We start from the raw sequence: 14748 nt of genomic DNA, 5'->3' as shown, positions 1-14748 counted from the left end.
CTCACTGGCCACAAGGTGGGCGAAAAGGCCGGGAACATCGCTCAAGGCGCGGTTCAGGACAGTGTCATTCATCGCCTTTGATGCCAAGCCTGCGGATCAGGCCGCCCCATCGCTCGTACTCGCTGCGGAAAAACTCGTCGAACTGCTGTGGCGTGCCGGGCTGCGCATGCAGGTTGACGCCTTTGAGGCCCGCCCGGACGTCCCTCAGGGCCAGCATATCGTTCAGGTCGTGGTTGATCTTCTGCACAAGGTCCTCAGGCAAGCCAGCCGGGGCGAACAATCCATACCAGGCTTCCAGCCGAAGCTCCGGCAGACCGGCTTCGGCGGCCGTCGGCACCTCGGGCAAGGCCTCCAGCCGCTGCGGCGACGCCACGGCGTAGGCTCTGAGCCTGCCGCGCTTGACGTGGTTAATCACATTACCCGAAGCGAACTGCACCAACAGATCGACCTCGCCGTTGATCGCCGCCAGGGATGCTTCCCGCCCCCCCTCATAGGGCACATGCGTTAGGTCGACCTTGGCCTCACGCTTGAATATCTCGGTGAAAAGCTGCAATGACGCCCCCGCCCCGTTGGACGCGTACCTGTACTGCCCTGGGCTAGCGCGAAAGCGCTCGATCAAGGCCTGCAGGTTGGCGGCGTCGACGCTTGGGTGGGCCAGCACCAGGACGGGCATGCTGCCAATCCTGGCCACGCGGGTCAGGCCGTTCTCAACGTCCAGCTCGATGCGGGGATTCAGCGCAGAAAGCGTGACCACCTCGTTAAACGTCAGCATCAGCGTGTGGCCATCCGGCCTGGCGCGGGCCACATAATCGGAGGCGGTAAACGTGCCGGCGCCCGGTTTGTTCTCGACCACGACGGCCTGATCCCAGCGCTGCGCGAGCCGCGCGCCGATCAGGCGCGCCAGGACGTCGGCGGTGCCGCCTGGCGTGGTCGGCACCACAATGCTCACCGGACGCCGCGAACAATCGCCCGCTGCAGCAGGCCAGGCCAGGAACGGGGCGAACCACAGCGCCACCATCCCAATCAATCGAACCCTCTTGGCAAAAGACATGCCCCCCCTCTTCTTGTCACCGCTATTGACCTCATGACTCGCGGCCGCGGCATCTTGCGCCACATCCGGCATCCCTCAAACGGCATCGTTGGGGAAAATTTAACTTACTGCCAAGCCAGAGTCCGCGTGCGCAGCCAGCGCTGCCTATGGATCGCCAGCCCTGGTCTGCGGGGCGGCGGAGTAGAATTCGCCCCCATGCGCTTCTCCGACTTCGACCAACGCCTCGCCGCCCTCGGCGCCCTGCCCCTGCATCGCGGCCGGGTCATGCGCGTCTGGCTTCAGGGGCAAGCGCTCGACCAGGGCACGCGGCGTCGCAGCACCGAGAACTTCCTGCCGCTCGCGCTGCGCCACGCCATCCCCGCGCTGACCGCCGAACTCGATGGCTTGGCCCGCGTCCACGCCGAACATGCCGGCCAGGACGGCTCGCGCCTGTTGGTCGAGCTGGCCGACGGACAGATGGTGGAAAGCGTGCTGCTGCCGCGCGACGGGCTCTGCGTCTCCACCCAGGTCGGCTGTGCGGTCGGCTGCCGCTTCTGCATGACCGGCAAAAGCGGCCTGCTGCGCCAGGTCAGCAGCATGGAAATCCTGGCCCAGGTCGTGCTGGCGCGCCGCCAGCGCGCCGTGAAAAAAGTCGTTTTCATGGGCATGGGCGAGCCGGCGCACAACCTGGACAACGTGCTCGAAGCCATCAACCTGCTGGGCACCGAAGGCAACATCGGCCACAAGAATCTCGTGTTCTCCACGGTGGGCGACCTGCGCGTCTTCGACGCCCTGCCCCGGCAACGCGTCAAACCCGCCCTGGCCCTGTCGCTGCACACAACCAAAGCCGACCTGCGCCAGCACCTCCTGCCCCGCGCCCCGAGAATCACGCCGCAAGCCCTGATCGAACACGGCGAAAAATACGCCCGCGACACCGACTACCCAATCCAGTACCAATGGACGCTGCTCAAGGGCATCAACGACGGCGACGACGAACTCGACGCCCTGGCGCGCCTGCTCAAAGGCAAGTATGGCGTGCTCAACGTGATCCCCTTCAACAGCCTCGAAGGCGATGACTACCAACGGCCCGACGCCGGCCGCATCCAGGAGATCGTCCGTTCCCTGCACCGCCGGGGCGTGCTGACCAAGGTCAGGAACAGCGCCGGCCAGGACGTCGACGCCGGCTGCGGCCAGCTCCGCGCCCGCGCCGTGGGCGCGGAACAGGTCGTTCAGCTACGCCGCTGCGGGACGGTGACATTGGAGGTCGCCCGGGCGTAGGCGGCCCGCCCCCGATGCCGGCATTCATCCCGCCCGGCAATGCCTTCTGGCGCGGCGGCTCAATCGACGGCCCATGGCGGCGGGCATCCCGTAGCCTGACCGACGGCCTCCAGTTCACGCGCCAGGGCCGCGGGAATACGCAGCCCATCGGCAAGAGCCGCCTGCTCGCAGGCGGCAGCCCGCGCCCCCGGCAGACGGGCTTGCGCGCCGCCGCGCAGCTGGAAGCCCGCGGCCCATTCGTGCATGTAGTCGGCAAACGACGACTGGCCCGCGCATTGCGGGTTCACCAGCCAGATCAGGGTGCTTTGTCCGCCCGCTGCGCCGCTGCGCGGCGTGTGCTGCATCTTCTGGCGCGACTCGGGTGCGGCGCCGGCCAGCGCGCCAGCCAGGCACTCGGCCATGATGGCCAGCCCCATTCCCTTGTGGGCCGCCATAGGCAACAAGGCGCCTTCCAGGGCGGCGTCGGCCGCAGTGGTCGGCTGGCCGGCGGCATCCAGGGCCCAGTCGGCAGGAATGTCGCGCCCTTCCCGGGCCGCCAGCAGGATGTGGCCGCGTGCGGCCACACTGCAGGCCATGTCGAAAACCAGAGGCGCCGCGCCAGGGACAGGGCAGCCAAAAGCGATCGGGTTGTTGCCCACCGCCCGACCCGCATAGCCCGGCAAGGCCATGAGCGGCGGCGTGCGCTGGAACACCAGGGCGATGTGGCCGCGCTCGGCCGCCAGCAGGGCATAGTGGCCCAGGGCGCCCAGGTGGCCGCAGTCGCGGATGCGGCATATCACGGAAACCTCTGTTTCCAGCATCGCCAGGCCTTCGTGCATGGCTGTCAGAGCGGCCACCTGGCCCAGGGCGCCATCGGCGTCAATGGTGCAGATGCCCGGACTGCGCTGCACGCGGATGTCGGGCGCGGGATTCACTTCACCGCAACGCAGCTTGTCCAGGTAGGAAGCCAGACGCGTCAGGCCGTGAGTCGCCACGCCTCGCAGTTCCGTGCGCACCATGACTTCGGCGGCCAGCGACGCATGTCTGGGGGCGACGCCCGCGTGCTGCAAGACGGCTGCAACCCATTCTGTCAGCCGCGCGGCGGTGGCGGTCGGGGCGCTCATGCCAGCAGCTCCGGCGCATGCTGACGCAAGTGGCGCATGAAGCCCAGTTCGATGCGGGAGATGGAAACCTCCGTGTCGCCCAGCACTTCGCTTTGCGTCATCCGGCCGTCAACCACGCGCAGCATGGCGTCCCTCAGCCTTTCGGCCGCTTGCTCAAGCGTCTGCCCGTCCGTCAGGATGCCGCTGACGTCCACATCGATGTTGTCGGCAAAGCGCTGTGCGGTGGCGGGGTTTCCGGTCAGCTTGATGGTGGGCGAAAGCGAATGCCCCACCGGATTGCCCACGCCGGTGTTGAACAGGATCAGGTGCGCTCCCCCGGCCGCCAGGGCGGCGATGTTCTCCACGCCTGGCGCGGGAGCATCCATGAAGACCAGTCCTTTGCGCTGTGGCTTTTCGCCGTAGCCGATTACCTCGCGCAGCGGGGACGTGCCGCCCTTGCGCACTGCTCCCAGCGATTTCTCCTCCACCGTGGTCAGGCCGCCCGCGATGTTGTCCTCGCCCAGCGGCCACAGCTGCAGCCCCTGAAAGGCGGACAAGGCCTCCAGGCGCGCCACGGCTGCCAGCAATCGCGCCGCGACCTCCGGGTCGCAGGCGCGCTCCGCAAGGCTGGCTTCGGCGCCCACGATCTCGTCGATCTCCGACAGGATCACCACGCCTCCGGCTTGTACCACCCAGTCCGCCACCAGCCCGGTGGTGGCGTTGGCGGTCAAGCCCGAGGTAGCGTCGGAAGCGCCGCATTCGACGCCGATCACCAGCTCGCTCAAGGGCATAGGCGTACGCATGATGCCGGAGCTCTCGACCACCAGCGCGGCGGCCTCGCGGATCCCTTGCGCGACCGCTTCAATGGTGCCGCCGGCGCTCTGCACGTCCAGCGCCCGCACGGGCCGGCCGGCGGCCGCCACGGCGGTGGCCAGGCGCTGTGTGGTGACGGGCTCCAGGCCGATGATCAGCACGGCGGCCACATTGGGATGGGTGGCATAGTTCAGCAGTACGCGGTCATGCTGGGCCAGATCGTCTGCAAACTGACCTCGCCCATAGGCAACGCAAACAGGCACCGTGCCCTTGACGGACTCGCAGATGCGGCGCGCCACCGGGTTGACGTTATCCATCGCCGCGATGACGGCGACATGGTTGCGGATGCCGAAGCTGCCATCGCCGCGCGGGTATCCCCAGACAGATGCGTTCATGAGCGATCCCCCCTGCCACGCTGGCTTTCCAGATTGTGGAGATGGATATGATCGCCCGCGGATATCGGTCGCGTGGCGCGTCCGATGGGCGCGCCGTACTTGCGCACTTCGCTGCCCTCGTCGATGTCGGTCAGGGCGAATTTGTGTCCGCAGGGGATGGCGTCGCGCAACGTGACACGGTACGCGGCCGGTCCGGCCTGCACCGCAACATTGCTGCCGGCAGGCAGGGCCACGAAGGCAGTGGCCACGTGGTCGCTCGGGTCGATCATCAGGGCGAGATTGGCTTTCATCATTGAACCTTGTATTGAAGAATGGCATCGCGGTAGTAGCGGGATTCGGCCTCCAGCGCCTGGGCGAATGCGGACTCCCCCAGGCCGGTGACCTGGATGCCCAGCTCTCGCAAGCGGGCCTGCACGGGCGCCTGGCCCAGCAGCCGCTCAAAGGCAGCGGAGATCTTGCGCACCTCGTCCTCGGCCGTCTTGCCCGGCATGAAAAAGCCGTACCAGACTTGCGGCAGGCCTTGCTCGAACAGGGTCTGCTCGGCCATGGCAGGCACCTGGGGAAGCAGCGGGGAGCGCTGTTGCGCCAACACGGCCACCGTGACGAGGCTGCCCCCGTCCAGCATGCTCTTGGCGGCCGAATAACCGACGGCGCCATATCGGGTGGATCCCGACAACACCCCCGTCAGCACGTCTGGCGCTCCCTTGTACGGCACCGCCAGGAATTGCCCGCCAGCCTGGTGAGCGACGTCTTCCAGGGCGATATGCATGGGCGTGCCGCGTCCGGGTATGCCGATGGACAAGTCGCGCCGCTCCTTCAGGCCTTGCAGCAAGGCGTCGGGTCCGGCGTCGGTTCCAGCCTTGGCGACCACGACCGACGGCACCACGCCGACTTGCAGCACCGGCACCAGGGACTCCAGCGGCCGGTAGTGCGCATCTTTGAGCAGATGCGGCGCAATGGTGATTTCCTGGTTCCCCCCCGCCAGCAGGGTCGTCTGACCCTCCGGCGCATTCATGACCGCGCGAGCGGCGATCGTCCCGCTGCCGCCGGGGCGGTTCTCCACCACCACGGAACGTTGCAGCTCCTTTCCCAGTTGCTGGGCCAGATAGCGCGCCATGACATCCACGCCGCCGCCAGCCGGCAGCGACACCACGATGCGGATGGCCGGGTCCTCGGCCCGGGCGGCGCCAGCCAGCGACAGCGCGCCAAGGGCGATCAAGACTGCGCATTGCAGACGGGACAGCCCCTTGCGCATCGCGCCTGGCCGCCTGTGCATTTCAGACATCACGTTCTCCTTCAGCATCCGGCCTCAGGTTCGGCCGTGCCGGAAAAAGCCTTGCCCTAGGGCGTGTCGAACACAGGGCGCACCGTGCGGCGCCGAAGCAGCCATTGACCGTCGTGCAGGCACAGCTCATCGCTGTACTCCGCGATGGTCTCCGGCGGCCGGGCGGCCACCGGCAGCTCGGGCCGCACAGGTTCCTGGCCCAGATGACGATAGACCGAGACATAGCTGAAGGCGCGAATCCGGCCGGGGCCGGCGGGTTCCAGCAGCACGTTGGTGAGAATGTGGCGCGTCAGGCGTTGGACTGGCCGGGCCTTGAAGGACGACAGCAACGCCGCACGGCCTTCGATACGTTCATTGGGGCGCTGCAGCACGCCATCGACGGCGAACAGTTCGGCGGCCTCGTCGTACCTTGCCGCGTCCACCAGCATGGCAAATCGTTGAATGGCATCGACGCAGGCCATGTGAACCTGCGGCGTAATGGTTTCCATCGTCATGTTCTTGAATGTCTCCTTTGGCGTAGCCTTCATTTTTGCCGCCTTTTTTCTAAGCATGATGCCAATCATCGTTAGAATTTCTAATGTCACCCATGGAATTGCTTGATAGCCAACATCACGATGAGCCGCAGACTTCCTCCTTTGAAGGCGCTTCAGGTATTCGAGGCGACCGCGCGCCTGCGCAGCTTCGCGCAGGCCGCGCAGGACCTGCATGTCACGCCGGCGGCGGTCAGCCAGCAGATCAAAAGCCTGGAGGAATGGTTCGGCTTTGCGGTGTTTCGCCGCACGCGGGGGGGGCTGGAGCTGACAGAGCGGGGCGAGAGCCTGGCCCCCTCGCTCAAAAGCGCATTCGACTTGATCCAGGCGGCCACGGAGGACGTGACCGGCCCGCAAGCCGCCTCCACGCTGACCCTGAGCGTGCTGCCCAATTTCGCGATGCGTTGGCTGATTCCCAGGCTGCCTGACTTCACGCGGCGCCACCCCTGGATCCAGATCAAGCTGCTATCGGTGACCCATGCGCTGACGGATTTTTACGACACCTGTGACCTGGCCATTCGGGCGTATGAGCATGACCCGCAGTTCTGCTTCGAACCACTGGTCAGTCCGGACATGGTGCCCATGCTGTCTCCGCAGCTGTACCGGCGCAGTACGCTGCTGCAACCCGATGAACTGCTGCGTTTTCCGCTGCTGCATATCACGACGTCGCCGGAGGATTGGCCGCGATGGTTCCGGGAAACGCGCCAGGGTGCGGAGCGCCTGCCCGATCCCGCCCTGCTCGCCAAGGGGCACCAGTTCGACTCCTATGTCGTTGCGGTCGAAGCCGCGCTCGCAGGCATGGGCGTCGTGCTCGGCCGACCTTCGTTCGCCACGGAAATGCTCCGGCGCAAGGAACTGCTGATCCCCTTCGAGCGCCCCATCACGAGCAACAAGAGCTGGTACCTGGTGTATCCGCGCGCCGAGCTGCCGCGCAAATGCAGAGTGTTCCGCGAGTGGCTATTGAGCATATGCGCCGCCAGATAACATCACCCTTCCCGCCGCGGATCCGGCAGGGCACGGCGTACAGACCTCGCCCGGCCCGCATCCGGCAAGGCTGCGACCGGAAAGCCTCATAGCGCATAGAGCGAGCAATGCAGATTCACGATGTCTGAACTTTCCCCAAGTCGAGGAAAAATCGGATAAATCATTATTTTTCAATGCGTTGCACCAAGCCGGCACAGAGTGCATCCGGCCATGCGGCCGCCAGCGACGCTACGACTGCGGTCAGCGCCCATCACGAGCGGCGCCGTCAGTGCCAGACGGGATGACGAAAATTCCAGACTCAATGGAATCCAACACCCGTCCCCAATTATTTCCCCACCAATATGTAACAGCACGCCCCCTCCCCCTTGAAGCCTGCGAAGTCATCCCTATAATTAGCACTCGTCGCCGGTGAGTGCTAACAAGCCTCCCGCGCCAAAACCGATCAATCTTCTAGTTATCGAAACAGGAGTTCTTCATGGCCCTGCGTCCCCTGCACGATCGCGTGATCGTCAAACGCCTGGACAACGAGCGTAAGACCGCTTCCGGCATCGTCATCCCCGACAGCGCCGCTGAAAAGCCCGATCAAGGCGAAGTGCTGGCTGTCGGCCCCGGCAAGAAGACGGAAGACGGCAAGGTTCTGCCGGTCGACCTGAAGGTCGGCGACAAGGTGCTGTTCGGCAAGTATGCCGGTCAAAGCGTCAAGGTCGATGGCGAAGAGCTGCTCGTCATCCGCGAGGAAGAAATCCTCGCCGTGATCCAGTAATTGCGAACCCCATTCTCGGAAGGAAGCTGAAAAATGGCTGCCAAACAAGTACTGTTTGCTGAAGACGCCCGCGTGCGCATCGTGCGCGGCGTGAACACCCTGGCCAACGCGGTCAAGACCACCCTGGGTCCCAAGGGCCGCAACGTCGTGCTGGAGCGCTCCTTCGGCGCCCCGACCGTGACCAAGGACGGCGTGTCGGTTGCCAAGGAAATCGAACTGAAGGACAAGTTCGAGAACATCGGCGCCCAGCTGGTCAAGGACGTTGCCGCCAAGACCTCGGACAACGCCGGTGACGGCACCACCACCGCCACCGTGCTGGCTCAGGCCATCGTTCAGGAAGGCCTGAAGTACGTTGCCGCCGGTTTCAACCCGATCGACCTCAAGCGCGGCATCGACAAGGCCGTGGCCGCCGCCGTGGTTGAGCTGCAGAAGATCTCCAAGCCGGTGACCACCAGCAAGGAAATCGCCCAGGTTGGCTCGATCTCGGCCAACAGCGACAGCTCCATCGGCCAGATCATCGCTGACGCGATGGACAAGGTCGGCAAGGAAGGCGTCATCACCGTCGAAGACGGCAAGTCGCTGGAAAACGAGCTGGACGTCGTCGAAGGCATGCAATTCGACCGCGGCTACCTGTCGCCCTACTTCATCAACAACCCGGACAAGCAAGTTGCCGCTCTGGACGATCCGTACGTTCTGATCTTCGACAAGAAGATCAGCAACATCCGTGATCTGCTGCCGGTGCTGGAGCAAGTTGCCAAGTCCAGCCGTCCGCTGCTGATCATCGCCGAAGACGTCGAAGGCGAAGCCCTGGCGACCCTGGTGGTGAACAACATCCGTGGCATCCTGAAGACCACCGCCGTCAAGGCCCCGGGCTTCGGCGATCGTCGCAAGGCCATGCTGGAAGACATCGCCATCCTGACGGGCGGCACGGTGATCTCCGAAGAAACCGGCATGTCGCTGGAAAAGGCCACCCTGCAGGACCTGGGCCAAGCCAAGCGCATCGAAGTTGCCAAGGAAAACACCACGATCATCGACGGCGCCGGCGACGGCAAGTCGATCGAGGCCCGCGTCAAGCAGATCCGCGCCCAGATCGAAGAAGCGACCTCGGACTACGACCGTGAAAAGCTGCAAGAGCGCGTGGCCAAGCTGGCCGGCGGCGTTGCCGTGATCCGCGTCGGTGCTGCCACCGAAGTCGAAATGAAGGAAAAGAAGGCCCGCGTCGAAGACGCCCTGCACGCAACCCGTGCCGCGGTGGAAGAAGGCGTGGTGGCTGGTGGCGGCGTGGCCCTGCTGCGTGCCAAGCAAGCCATCGCCGAACTGCAAGGCGCCACTGCCGACCAGAACGCCGGTATCAAGCTGATCCTGCGCGCTGTCGAAGAGCCGCTGCGCACCATCGTGACCAACGCCGGCGAAGAAGCCAGCGTGGTGGTGAACAACGTCCTGAACGGCAAGGGTAACTTCGGTTACAACGCCGCCACCGGCGAGTACACCGACCTGGTCGCCCAGGGCGTGCTGGATCCCACCAAGGTGACCCGCACCGCGCTGCAGAACGCCGCTTCGGTGGCCAGCCTGCTGCTGACGGCCGAGGCCGCCGTGGTCGAACTGGCTGAAGACAAGCCCGCTGCCCCGGCCATGCCGGGCGGCATGGGCGGCATGGGCGGCATGGACTTCTAAGTCCCGCCATCCGGCCTTCGGGAGCGCCGCGTACCTTCGCCACGCGGCTCTCTCTTGCGATCAAGACCCCCTCGGGCCTGCCCGCGGGGGTTTTGTTTTGTGCGGCCGGTTTGCCTGGCCGGGGCCGGGCATGCCTACAATGAGGTTGATCCGTTTTCTGTGAGCCCCCATGCGCTTTCCGACGCTGCTGCGTATCTGCCACCCCAGGCCGCTGGCCGGCCTGCTGATGGACGCCGCGCGCCAGTGGTCCAGCCATCGTGCCTCCAGCAAGGGGGCCGCGCTGGCCCTGTACATGGTGTTCTCGCTGGCCCCCATGCTGATCCTGGTAATCGCCGTGGCGGGTACCTTCTTTGGCGAGGACACGGTGCGCTCGGAGCTGTTCGAGCAGGTGCGCGACCTGATGGGCGAGCGCGGCGCCGATGTCGTGGCCACGGTGCTGGCCAGTGCGCACGAGTCGGGCAAGGGCTGGCTCGCGGCGCTGGTGTCGATCGGCGTGCTGGTGTTCAGCGCCACCACCGCCTTTGCCGAGCTCAAGGCCAGCCTGGACGAACTGTGGGACTGCAAGCCCAGCACCTCCGGGGTGCGCGGCATGGTACGCAGCCGGCTGCTGTCTTTCGGGCTGGTGCTGGTGCTGGCCTGCTTCCTGCTGTTTTCCCTGCTGGTCAATGCGGCCATGGGCCTGGCGCGCAGCCTATATGGCGAGCTGTGGACCTACTCGGGCGTGGCGCTGGCCGGCGAATGGATCGCCAGCCTGTTTTCCTTCTCGGTGGTCACGGCGCTGTTTGCGGTGATCTTCAAGCTGCTGCCCAGCGTATCGCTGCCCTGGCGCCACGTGATTCCCGGCGCCGTCGTGACCGCGGCGCTGTTCCTGCTGGGCAAGTGGGGCATCGGCCTGTACCTGAGCCGCGGCAGCGTGGCCTCGGCCTATGGCGCGGCAGGCTCGCTGATCGCGGTGCTGCTGTGGGTGTATTACTCGGCGCAGATTTTCTTCTTTGGCGCGGTCGTCACCCAGCAATACGCGCTGCGGGCGCAGGCCATCGAAGGCGGCGGAGTGCTGCCCGACACCCGTAAGGCGCCGGACACGCCGGCCATGGATCCGCCGTAGGCACGCAGGCGGCGCTTACGCGCGCCATGCTTATCTGGTAAAAAGCGGCCACCTCCACTGCCTTCTCGCGCCATGACCTCACACCCTTCGCCTTTCAAAAGCACCGGCGGTCTGCGCCGCATCTTCAATGCGTTGCGCTATTCCTGGCAGGGCCTGAAAGCGGCGATCAAGTACGAGGCGGCGTTTCGCCAGGAACTGGCGCTGGCCGTGCTGATGATTCCGGCGGCATTTTTCCTGGGGCGCAATACCACCGAGGTGTTCCTGCTGATCGCGACGGTGGTGCTGGTGCTGGTGGTCGAGCTGCTGAATTCGGCCATCGAGGCGCTGGCCGACGCCCTCTCGGTCGAACGCCACCCGCTGCTTGGCCGCGCCAAGGACCTGGGCAGCGCCGCCGTGATGCTGATGCTGATTTTCACGGGCGTGGTGTGGGCCGGCGTGGCAATCAGCCGTTACGCCTGGAGCTGAAGCGCCGTTTGCGTCTGACCGGGCTGCTTCTATACTGGGTGTTCCAGACTCATCGGTCGGCCCCCATGACACACGCCAGCAGCTCTTCGCAACAGATCATCATTGTCGGCGGTGGCGCCGGCGGCCTGGAACTGGCTTGCCGCCTGGGCCGCGCGCTGGGCCCGGAACACGTCTTGCTGGTGGACAGCCGGCCGTTCCATATCTGGAAGCCGTCGCTGCATGAGGTCGCGGCAGGCACTCTGGATATCCACCAGGAAGGCTTGTCGTACCTGATGCTGGCCCGCCTGGCGGGCTTTCGTTTCGCCCAGGGCGAGCTGCTGGCAGTGGATCGCCCGCAACAGCGCATCCGCATCGGCCCGGTACGCGACCCGCGCGGCGACGAGGTGCTGGGTGAACGCGAGTTCGACTACGGCACCCTGGTGCTGGCGCTGGGCAGTGCTTCCAATTTCTTCAATACCCCGGGCGCGGCCGAGCATGCCGTGACGCTGGACAACATCGAAAACGCCGAGAGCTTCCGGCTCACCATCCTGCGCGCCATGGCGCTGGTGGACCAGGAAAAGCGCCGCAACCCGGGCGCACGGCTGGATCTGGTCATCGTCGGCGGCGGCGCCACCGGCGTGGAGCTGGCCGTCGAACTGACCGAGGCCAGCCAGGTGGTCAGCGCCTACGGCCTGCCGGACTTCCAGGTCGAGCGCGACATGGCGATCACCCTGGTCGAAGGCGCGCCGCGTATCCTGGCCGCCCTGCCGGAAAAAATTTCCCAGGCCGCCACCCGGCGCCTCCTGGAACTCGGCATCCGGGTCGAAACCGACTGCCGGGTCGCCGAAGTGCATCCGGACCATGTCCAGACGGCCGACGGGCGCAGCATGCCCGCCTCGCTCTGCCTGTGGGCGGCCGGCATCCGCGGCCCCGAGGTGCTGGCCCAGCTGGGCATGCCGCTGAACAAGAGCGGCCAGCTGCTGGTCAACGAACGCCTGGAGACGGAAGACCCCCATGTGATGGCATTGGGCGATTGCTGCGCGGCGCCGTGGACCGACGGCCGCACTGTGCCGGCGCGCGCCCAGGCCGCCCATCAGCAGGCCAGCTATCTGGCCGAGCGCCTGAAGGCGCGCGTGCGCGGCAAACCCGAGCCGGTCGGGCCCTATGTCTACAAGGACCACGGCTCGCTGGTATCGCTGGGCCAGGACGCGGGCGTCGGCAGCCTGATGGGCAAGCTCAGCGGACGGGGTCTGTTCGTAAGCGGTACACTGGCACGCCTGATGTATATGAGCCTGCACCTGATGCACCACCGCGCGGTGCTGGGTACCTCGCGCATGGTCACCATGGCCCTGGCGCGCCTGCTGATGCGACGCACCCACCCCAGGGTCAAACTGCACTGATTCCCATGACTTTTCTACAAAAACTCGAACACGCCTGGACGTCCCGGAACACCCTGCTGCAAGTCGGCCTGGACCCGGACCCCGCCCGTTTCCCGCGTGAGTTGCAGGGCAAGCCCGACGCCATCCTGACCTTCTGCCGCGGCATCGTGGATGCCACCGCGCCCTATGCCTGCAGCTTCAAGCCGCAGATCGCCTACTTTGCCGCGCACCGCGCCGAAGATCAGCTTGAAGCGCTGTGCGCCCATATCCGCGAGCACCATCCGGACCTGCCCATCGTGCTGGACGCCAAGCGCGGCGACATCGGCTCGACGGCCGAGAATTATGCGCGCGAAGCCTATGAGCGCTACCAGGCGCATGCACTGACGGTCAGCCCCTATATGGGCCTGGATTCGGTCGAGCCCTACCTCGCCTGGCGCGACCGGGGTGTGATCGTGCTGTGCCGCACCTCCAATGCGGGCGGTTCGGATCTGCAGTTCCTGTCGGTGAACCAGGGTGAGCCGCTGTATCTGCACGTGGCCGGCCTGGTGGCCGACAAATGGAATGCCCATGGCCAGTGCGGCCTGGTGGTCGGCGCAACCTTTCCGAATGAACTGGCCGCCGTGCGCCAGCGCATCGGCGACAGCATGCCCCTGCTGGTGCCCGGCATCGGCGCACAGGGCGGCGACATCACGGCCACCGTGCAGGCCGGCGCCACCTCGGCACGCACCGGCATGATGATCAACTCGTCGCGCGCCATCATCTACGCCAGCAGCGGCGATGATTGGCGCGAAGCAGCCGGCCAGGCCGCGCAGCAACTGCGCGACGCCATCAACGCGGTGCGCTGAAGCGGCTGTCCGGCGCGCTCAGCGCCGGTTCAGGCCCGCGCCCAGCAGCTCCAGCATGCCGCGCAGCGCGAACTCCACCGCCGCCTGACGCACCTGCTCGCGCCCGCCCTCGAAGACGTGGGTGACCGCGCGCGAACTGATGCCTTCCTGGGTACGCATGGCAAAGGCAAAACACACCATGCCCACCGGCTTGCCCGGCGTGGCCCCGCCCGGGCCGGCGATGCCGGTGGTCGAGATGGCCGCATGGGCCCGTGGCGCGGCCAGCAGCACGCCCTGCGCCATTTCCAGGGCCACCTCTTCGCTCACGGCGCCAAAGTGCTCCAGCGTCTCGGTCGAGACCTGCAACAGGTCGACCTTGGCCGCGTTGCTGTAGGTGATGAAGCCGCGCTCGAACCAGCCACTGGCGCCCGCCACGCTGGTGAGCGCCGCGCCCAGCAGGCCGCCGGTGCACGACTCGGCCGTGCCCAGCATCCAGTCACGGGCAAGCAGCACCTCGCCCACGCGTTCGGCCAGCCCCGCCTGTGTGGCTGCGCTCAGGTTGGCGGGCGCCAGCCCCGCTGTCTTGTGCACATTCATCCCAGCACTCCCATGCGAACTGCCGCCGCCATGACCAGCAGGGCATAGACGGCAGCCAATATATCGTCCCACATCACACCCAGGCCGCCCTGGAGACGGGCGTCGAAAGCCTTGATGGGCGGGGGTTTGACGATGTCGAAAAAACGGAACAGCACAAAGGCCACGCTTTGCGCCAGCCAGCCCGCAGGCGTGAGCCACAGCACCAGCCAGAAGGCCACCATTTCGTCCCACACCATGCCGACGTGATCGTGTACGCCCAGCTCTCGCCCGGCACGCCCGCAGGCCCAGCAACCATAGAGGAAAGCGACCGCAAGCAGCGCGCCTGTCAGGGGCGCGGACATGGCCGGCAGCAACAACCAGATGATCCAGGCGGCCAGCGTGCCCCAGGTGCCCGAGGCCGGGCGGATGAGGCCGCTGCCGAAGCCGAAGGCGATCAGGCGCGCCGGACGGGCCAGCACCCAGGACAGGGCGGGGTAATCGACGCGCGAGCGTTCGCGCATGGAAGGAGAAGCAGAGGGGTTCATGGGCGGGGCCAGACGGGCCGGACTAAGGTGTTCCGCATGGT

16 protein-coding genes are annotated in these 14748 nt (G+C 66.2%); 8 read left to right on the top strand and 8 right to left on the bottom strand.

Annotation, left to right across the window (positions count from 1 at the left end):
• Positions 1-64: 64 nt before the first annotated feature.
• On the bottom strand, positions 65-1051 hold the full coding sequence (locus A7V84_RS09965; protein ID WP_231886721.1) for a Bug family tripartite tricarboxylate transporter substrate binding protein: 987 nt from the start codon (positions 1049-1051) through the stop codon (positions 65-67).
• A 195-nt stretch (positions 1052-1246) separates the two neighbouring features.
• Here A7V84_RS09965 and A7V84_RS09960 point away from each other — a divergent pair, with 195 nt between their 5' ends.
• Positions 1247-2308, top strand: a complete 1062-nt coding sequence (locus tag A7V84_RS09960; protein WP_033535480.1) for an RNA methyltransferase — start codon at positions 1247-1249, stop codon at positions 2306-2308.
• A 59-nt stretch (positions 2309-2367) separates the two neighbouring features.
• Here A7V84_RS09960 and A7V84_RS09955 read toward each other — a convergent pair whose 3' ends face one another.
• From A7V84_RS09955 to A7V84_RS09935, 5 genes are read right to left on the bottom strand one after another with little or no spacing between them, the layout of a single operon-like run.
• A complete protein-coding gene (locus tag A7V84_RS09955; RefSeq protein WP_063491841.1) occupies positions 2368-3411 on the bottom strand; it encodes an Ldh family oxidoreductase in 1044 nt (347 codons plus the stop codon).
• Positions 3408-4598 carry a UxaA family hydrolase gene (locus A7V84_RS09950; protein ID WP_063491840.1) on the bottom strand — a complete coding sequence of 397 codons (1191 nt, stop codon included), beginning with the start codon at positions 4596-4598 and terminating at the stop codon, positions 3408-3410. Before A7V84_RS09950 ends, A7V84_RS09955 begins: the two co-directional genes overlap by 4 nt.
• Complete coding sequence (locus A7V84_RS09945) at positions 4595-4891, bottom strand: UxaA family hydrolase (RefSeq protein ID WP_197479181.1); 297 nt, start codon at positions 4889-4891, stop codon at positions 4595-4597. The genes A7V84_RS09950 and A7V84_RS09945 overlap by 4 nt, the downstream gene beginning before the upstream one ends.
• Complete coding sequence (locus A7V84_RS09940) at positions 4888-5883, bottom strand: Bug family tripartite tricarboxylate transporter substrate binding protein (RefSeq protein WP_157988184.1); 996 nt, start codon at positions 5881-5883, stop codon at positions 4888-4890. The genes A7V84_RS09945 and A7V84_RS09940 overlap by 4 nt, the downstream gene beginning before the upstream one ends.
• Positions 5884-5939: 56 nt before the next feature.
• Complete coding sequence (locus tag A7V84_RS09935) at positions 5940-6410, bottom strand: nuclear transport factor 2 family protein (protein ID WP_157988183.1); 471 nt, start codon at positions 6408-6410, stop codon at positions 5940-5942.
• Positions 6411-6479: 69 nt separating this feature from the next.
• Here A7V84_RS09935 and A7V84_RS09930 point away from each other — a divergent pair, with 69 nt between their 5' ends.
• The 7 genes from A7V84_RS09930 to pyrF all read left to right on the top strand — a co-directional run bounded on the left by A7V84_RS09930 (position 6480) and on the right by pyrF (position 13607).
• Complete coding sequence (locus tag A7V84_RS09930; RefSeq protein WP_127070767.1) at positions 6480-7397, top strand: LysR substrate-binding domain-containing protein; 918 nt, start codon at positions 6480-6482, stop codon at positions 7395-7397.
• 475 nt (positions 7398-7872) lie between these two features.
• Positions 7873-8160: a co-chaperone GroES gene (locus A7V84_RS09925; RefSeq protein WP_025513023.1), complete on the top strand. Its 288-nt coding sequence runs from the start codon at positions 7873-7875 to the stop codon at positions 8158-8160.
• 33 nt (positions 8161-8193) lie between these two features.
• Positions 8194-9834 carry a chaperonin GroEL gene (gene groL / locus A7V84_RS09920; protein WP_025513024.1) on the top strand — a complete coding sequence of 547 codons (1641 nt, stop codon included), beginning with the start codon at positions 8194-8196 and terminating at the stop codon, positions 9832-9834.
• Between the two features lie 169 nt (positions 9835-10003).
• Entirely contained in the window at positions 10004-10939 is a 936-nt protein-coding gene (locus tag A7V84_RS09915; protein WP_063491837.1) for a YihY/virulence factor BrkB family protein, read from the top strand.
• 72 nt (positions 10940-11011) lie between these two features.
• Positions 11012-11404 carry a diacylglycerol kinase gene (locus A7V84_RS09910; RefSeq protein ID WP_025513026.1) on the top strand — a complete coding sequence of 131 codons (393 nt, stop codon included), beginning with the start codon at positions 11012-11014 and terminating at the stop codon, positions 11402-11404.
• A 65-nt stretch (positions 11405-11469) separates the two neighbouring features.
• The gene (locus A7V84_RS09905; RefSeq protein ID WP_025513027.1) at positions 11470-12783 is read left to right on the top strand and encodes an NAD(P)/FAD-dependent oxidoreductase; all 1314 of its coding nucleotides are present in this window, start codon (positions 11470-11472) and stop codon (positions 12781-12783) included.
• Between the two features lie 5 nt (positions 12784-12788).
• Positions 12789-13607: an orotidine-5'-phosphate decarboxylase gene (pyrF, locus tag A7V84_RS09900; RefSeq protein ID WP_033535481.1), complete on the top strand. Its 819-nt coding sequence runs from the start codon at positions 12789-12791 to the stop codon at positions 13605-13607.
• Positions 13608-13625: 18 nt separating this feature from the next.
• Here the strand turns inward: pyrF and A7V84_RS09895 are convergent, their stop codons facing one another.
• Positions 13626-14183, bottom strand: coding sequence for a CinA family protein (locus A7V84_RS09895; RefSeq protein WP_025513029.1), 558 nt, complete (start codon positions 14181-14183; stop codon positions 13626-13628).
• A complete protein-coding gene (locus A7V84_RS09890) occupies positions 14180-14683 on the bottom strand; it encodes a phosphatidylglycerophosphatase A family protein (RefSeq protein WP_033535483.1) in 504 nt (167 codons plus the stop codon). Before A7V84_RS09890 ends, A7V84_RS09895 begins: the two co-directional genes overlap by 4 nt.
• Between the last annotated feature and the right edge of the window lie 65 nt (positions 14684-14748).

This window comes from Bordetella trematum (genome assembly GCF_900078335.1).
In the GTDB taxonomy this organism is placed as follows: domain Bacteria; phylum Pseudomonadota; class Gammaproteobacteria; order Burkholderiales; family Burkholderiaceae_B; genus Bordetella; species Bordetella trematum.
The sequence above is the reverse complement of the archived record's forward strand: the minus strand, read 5'-3'. Positions and strand labels throughout refer to the sequence as shown.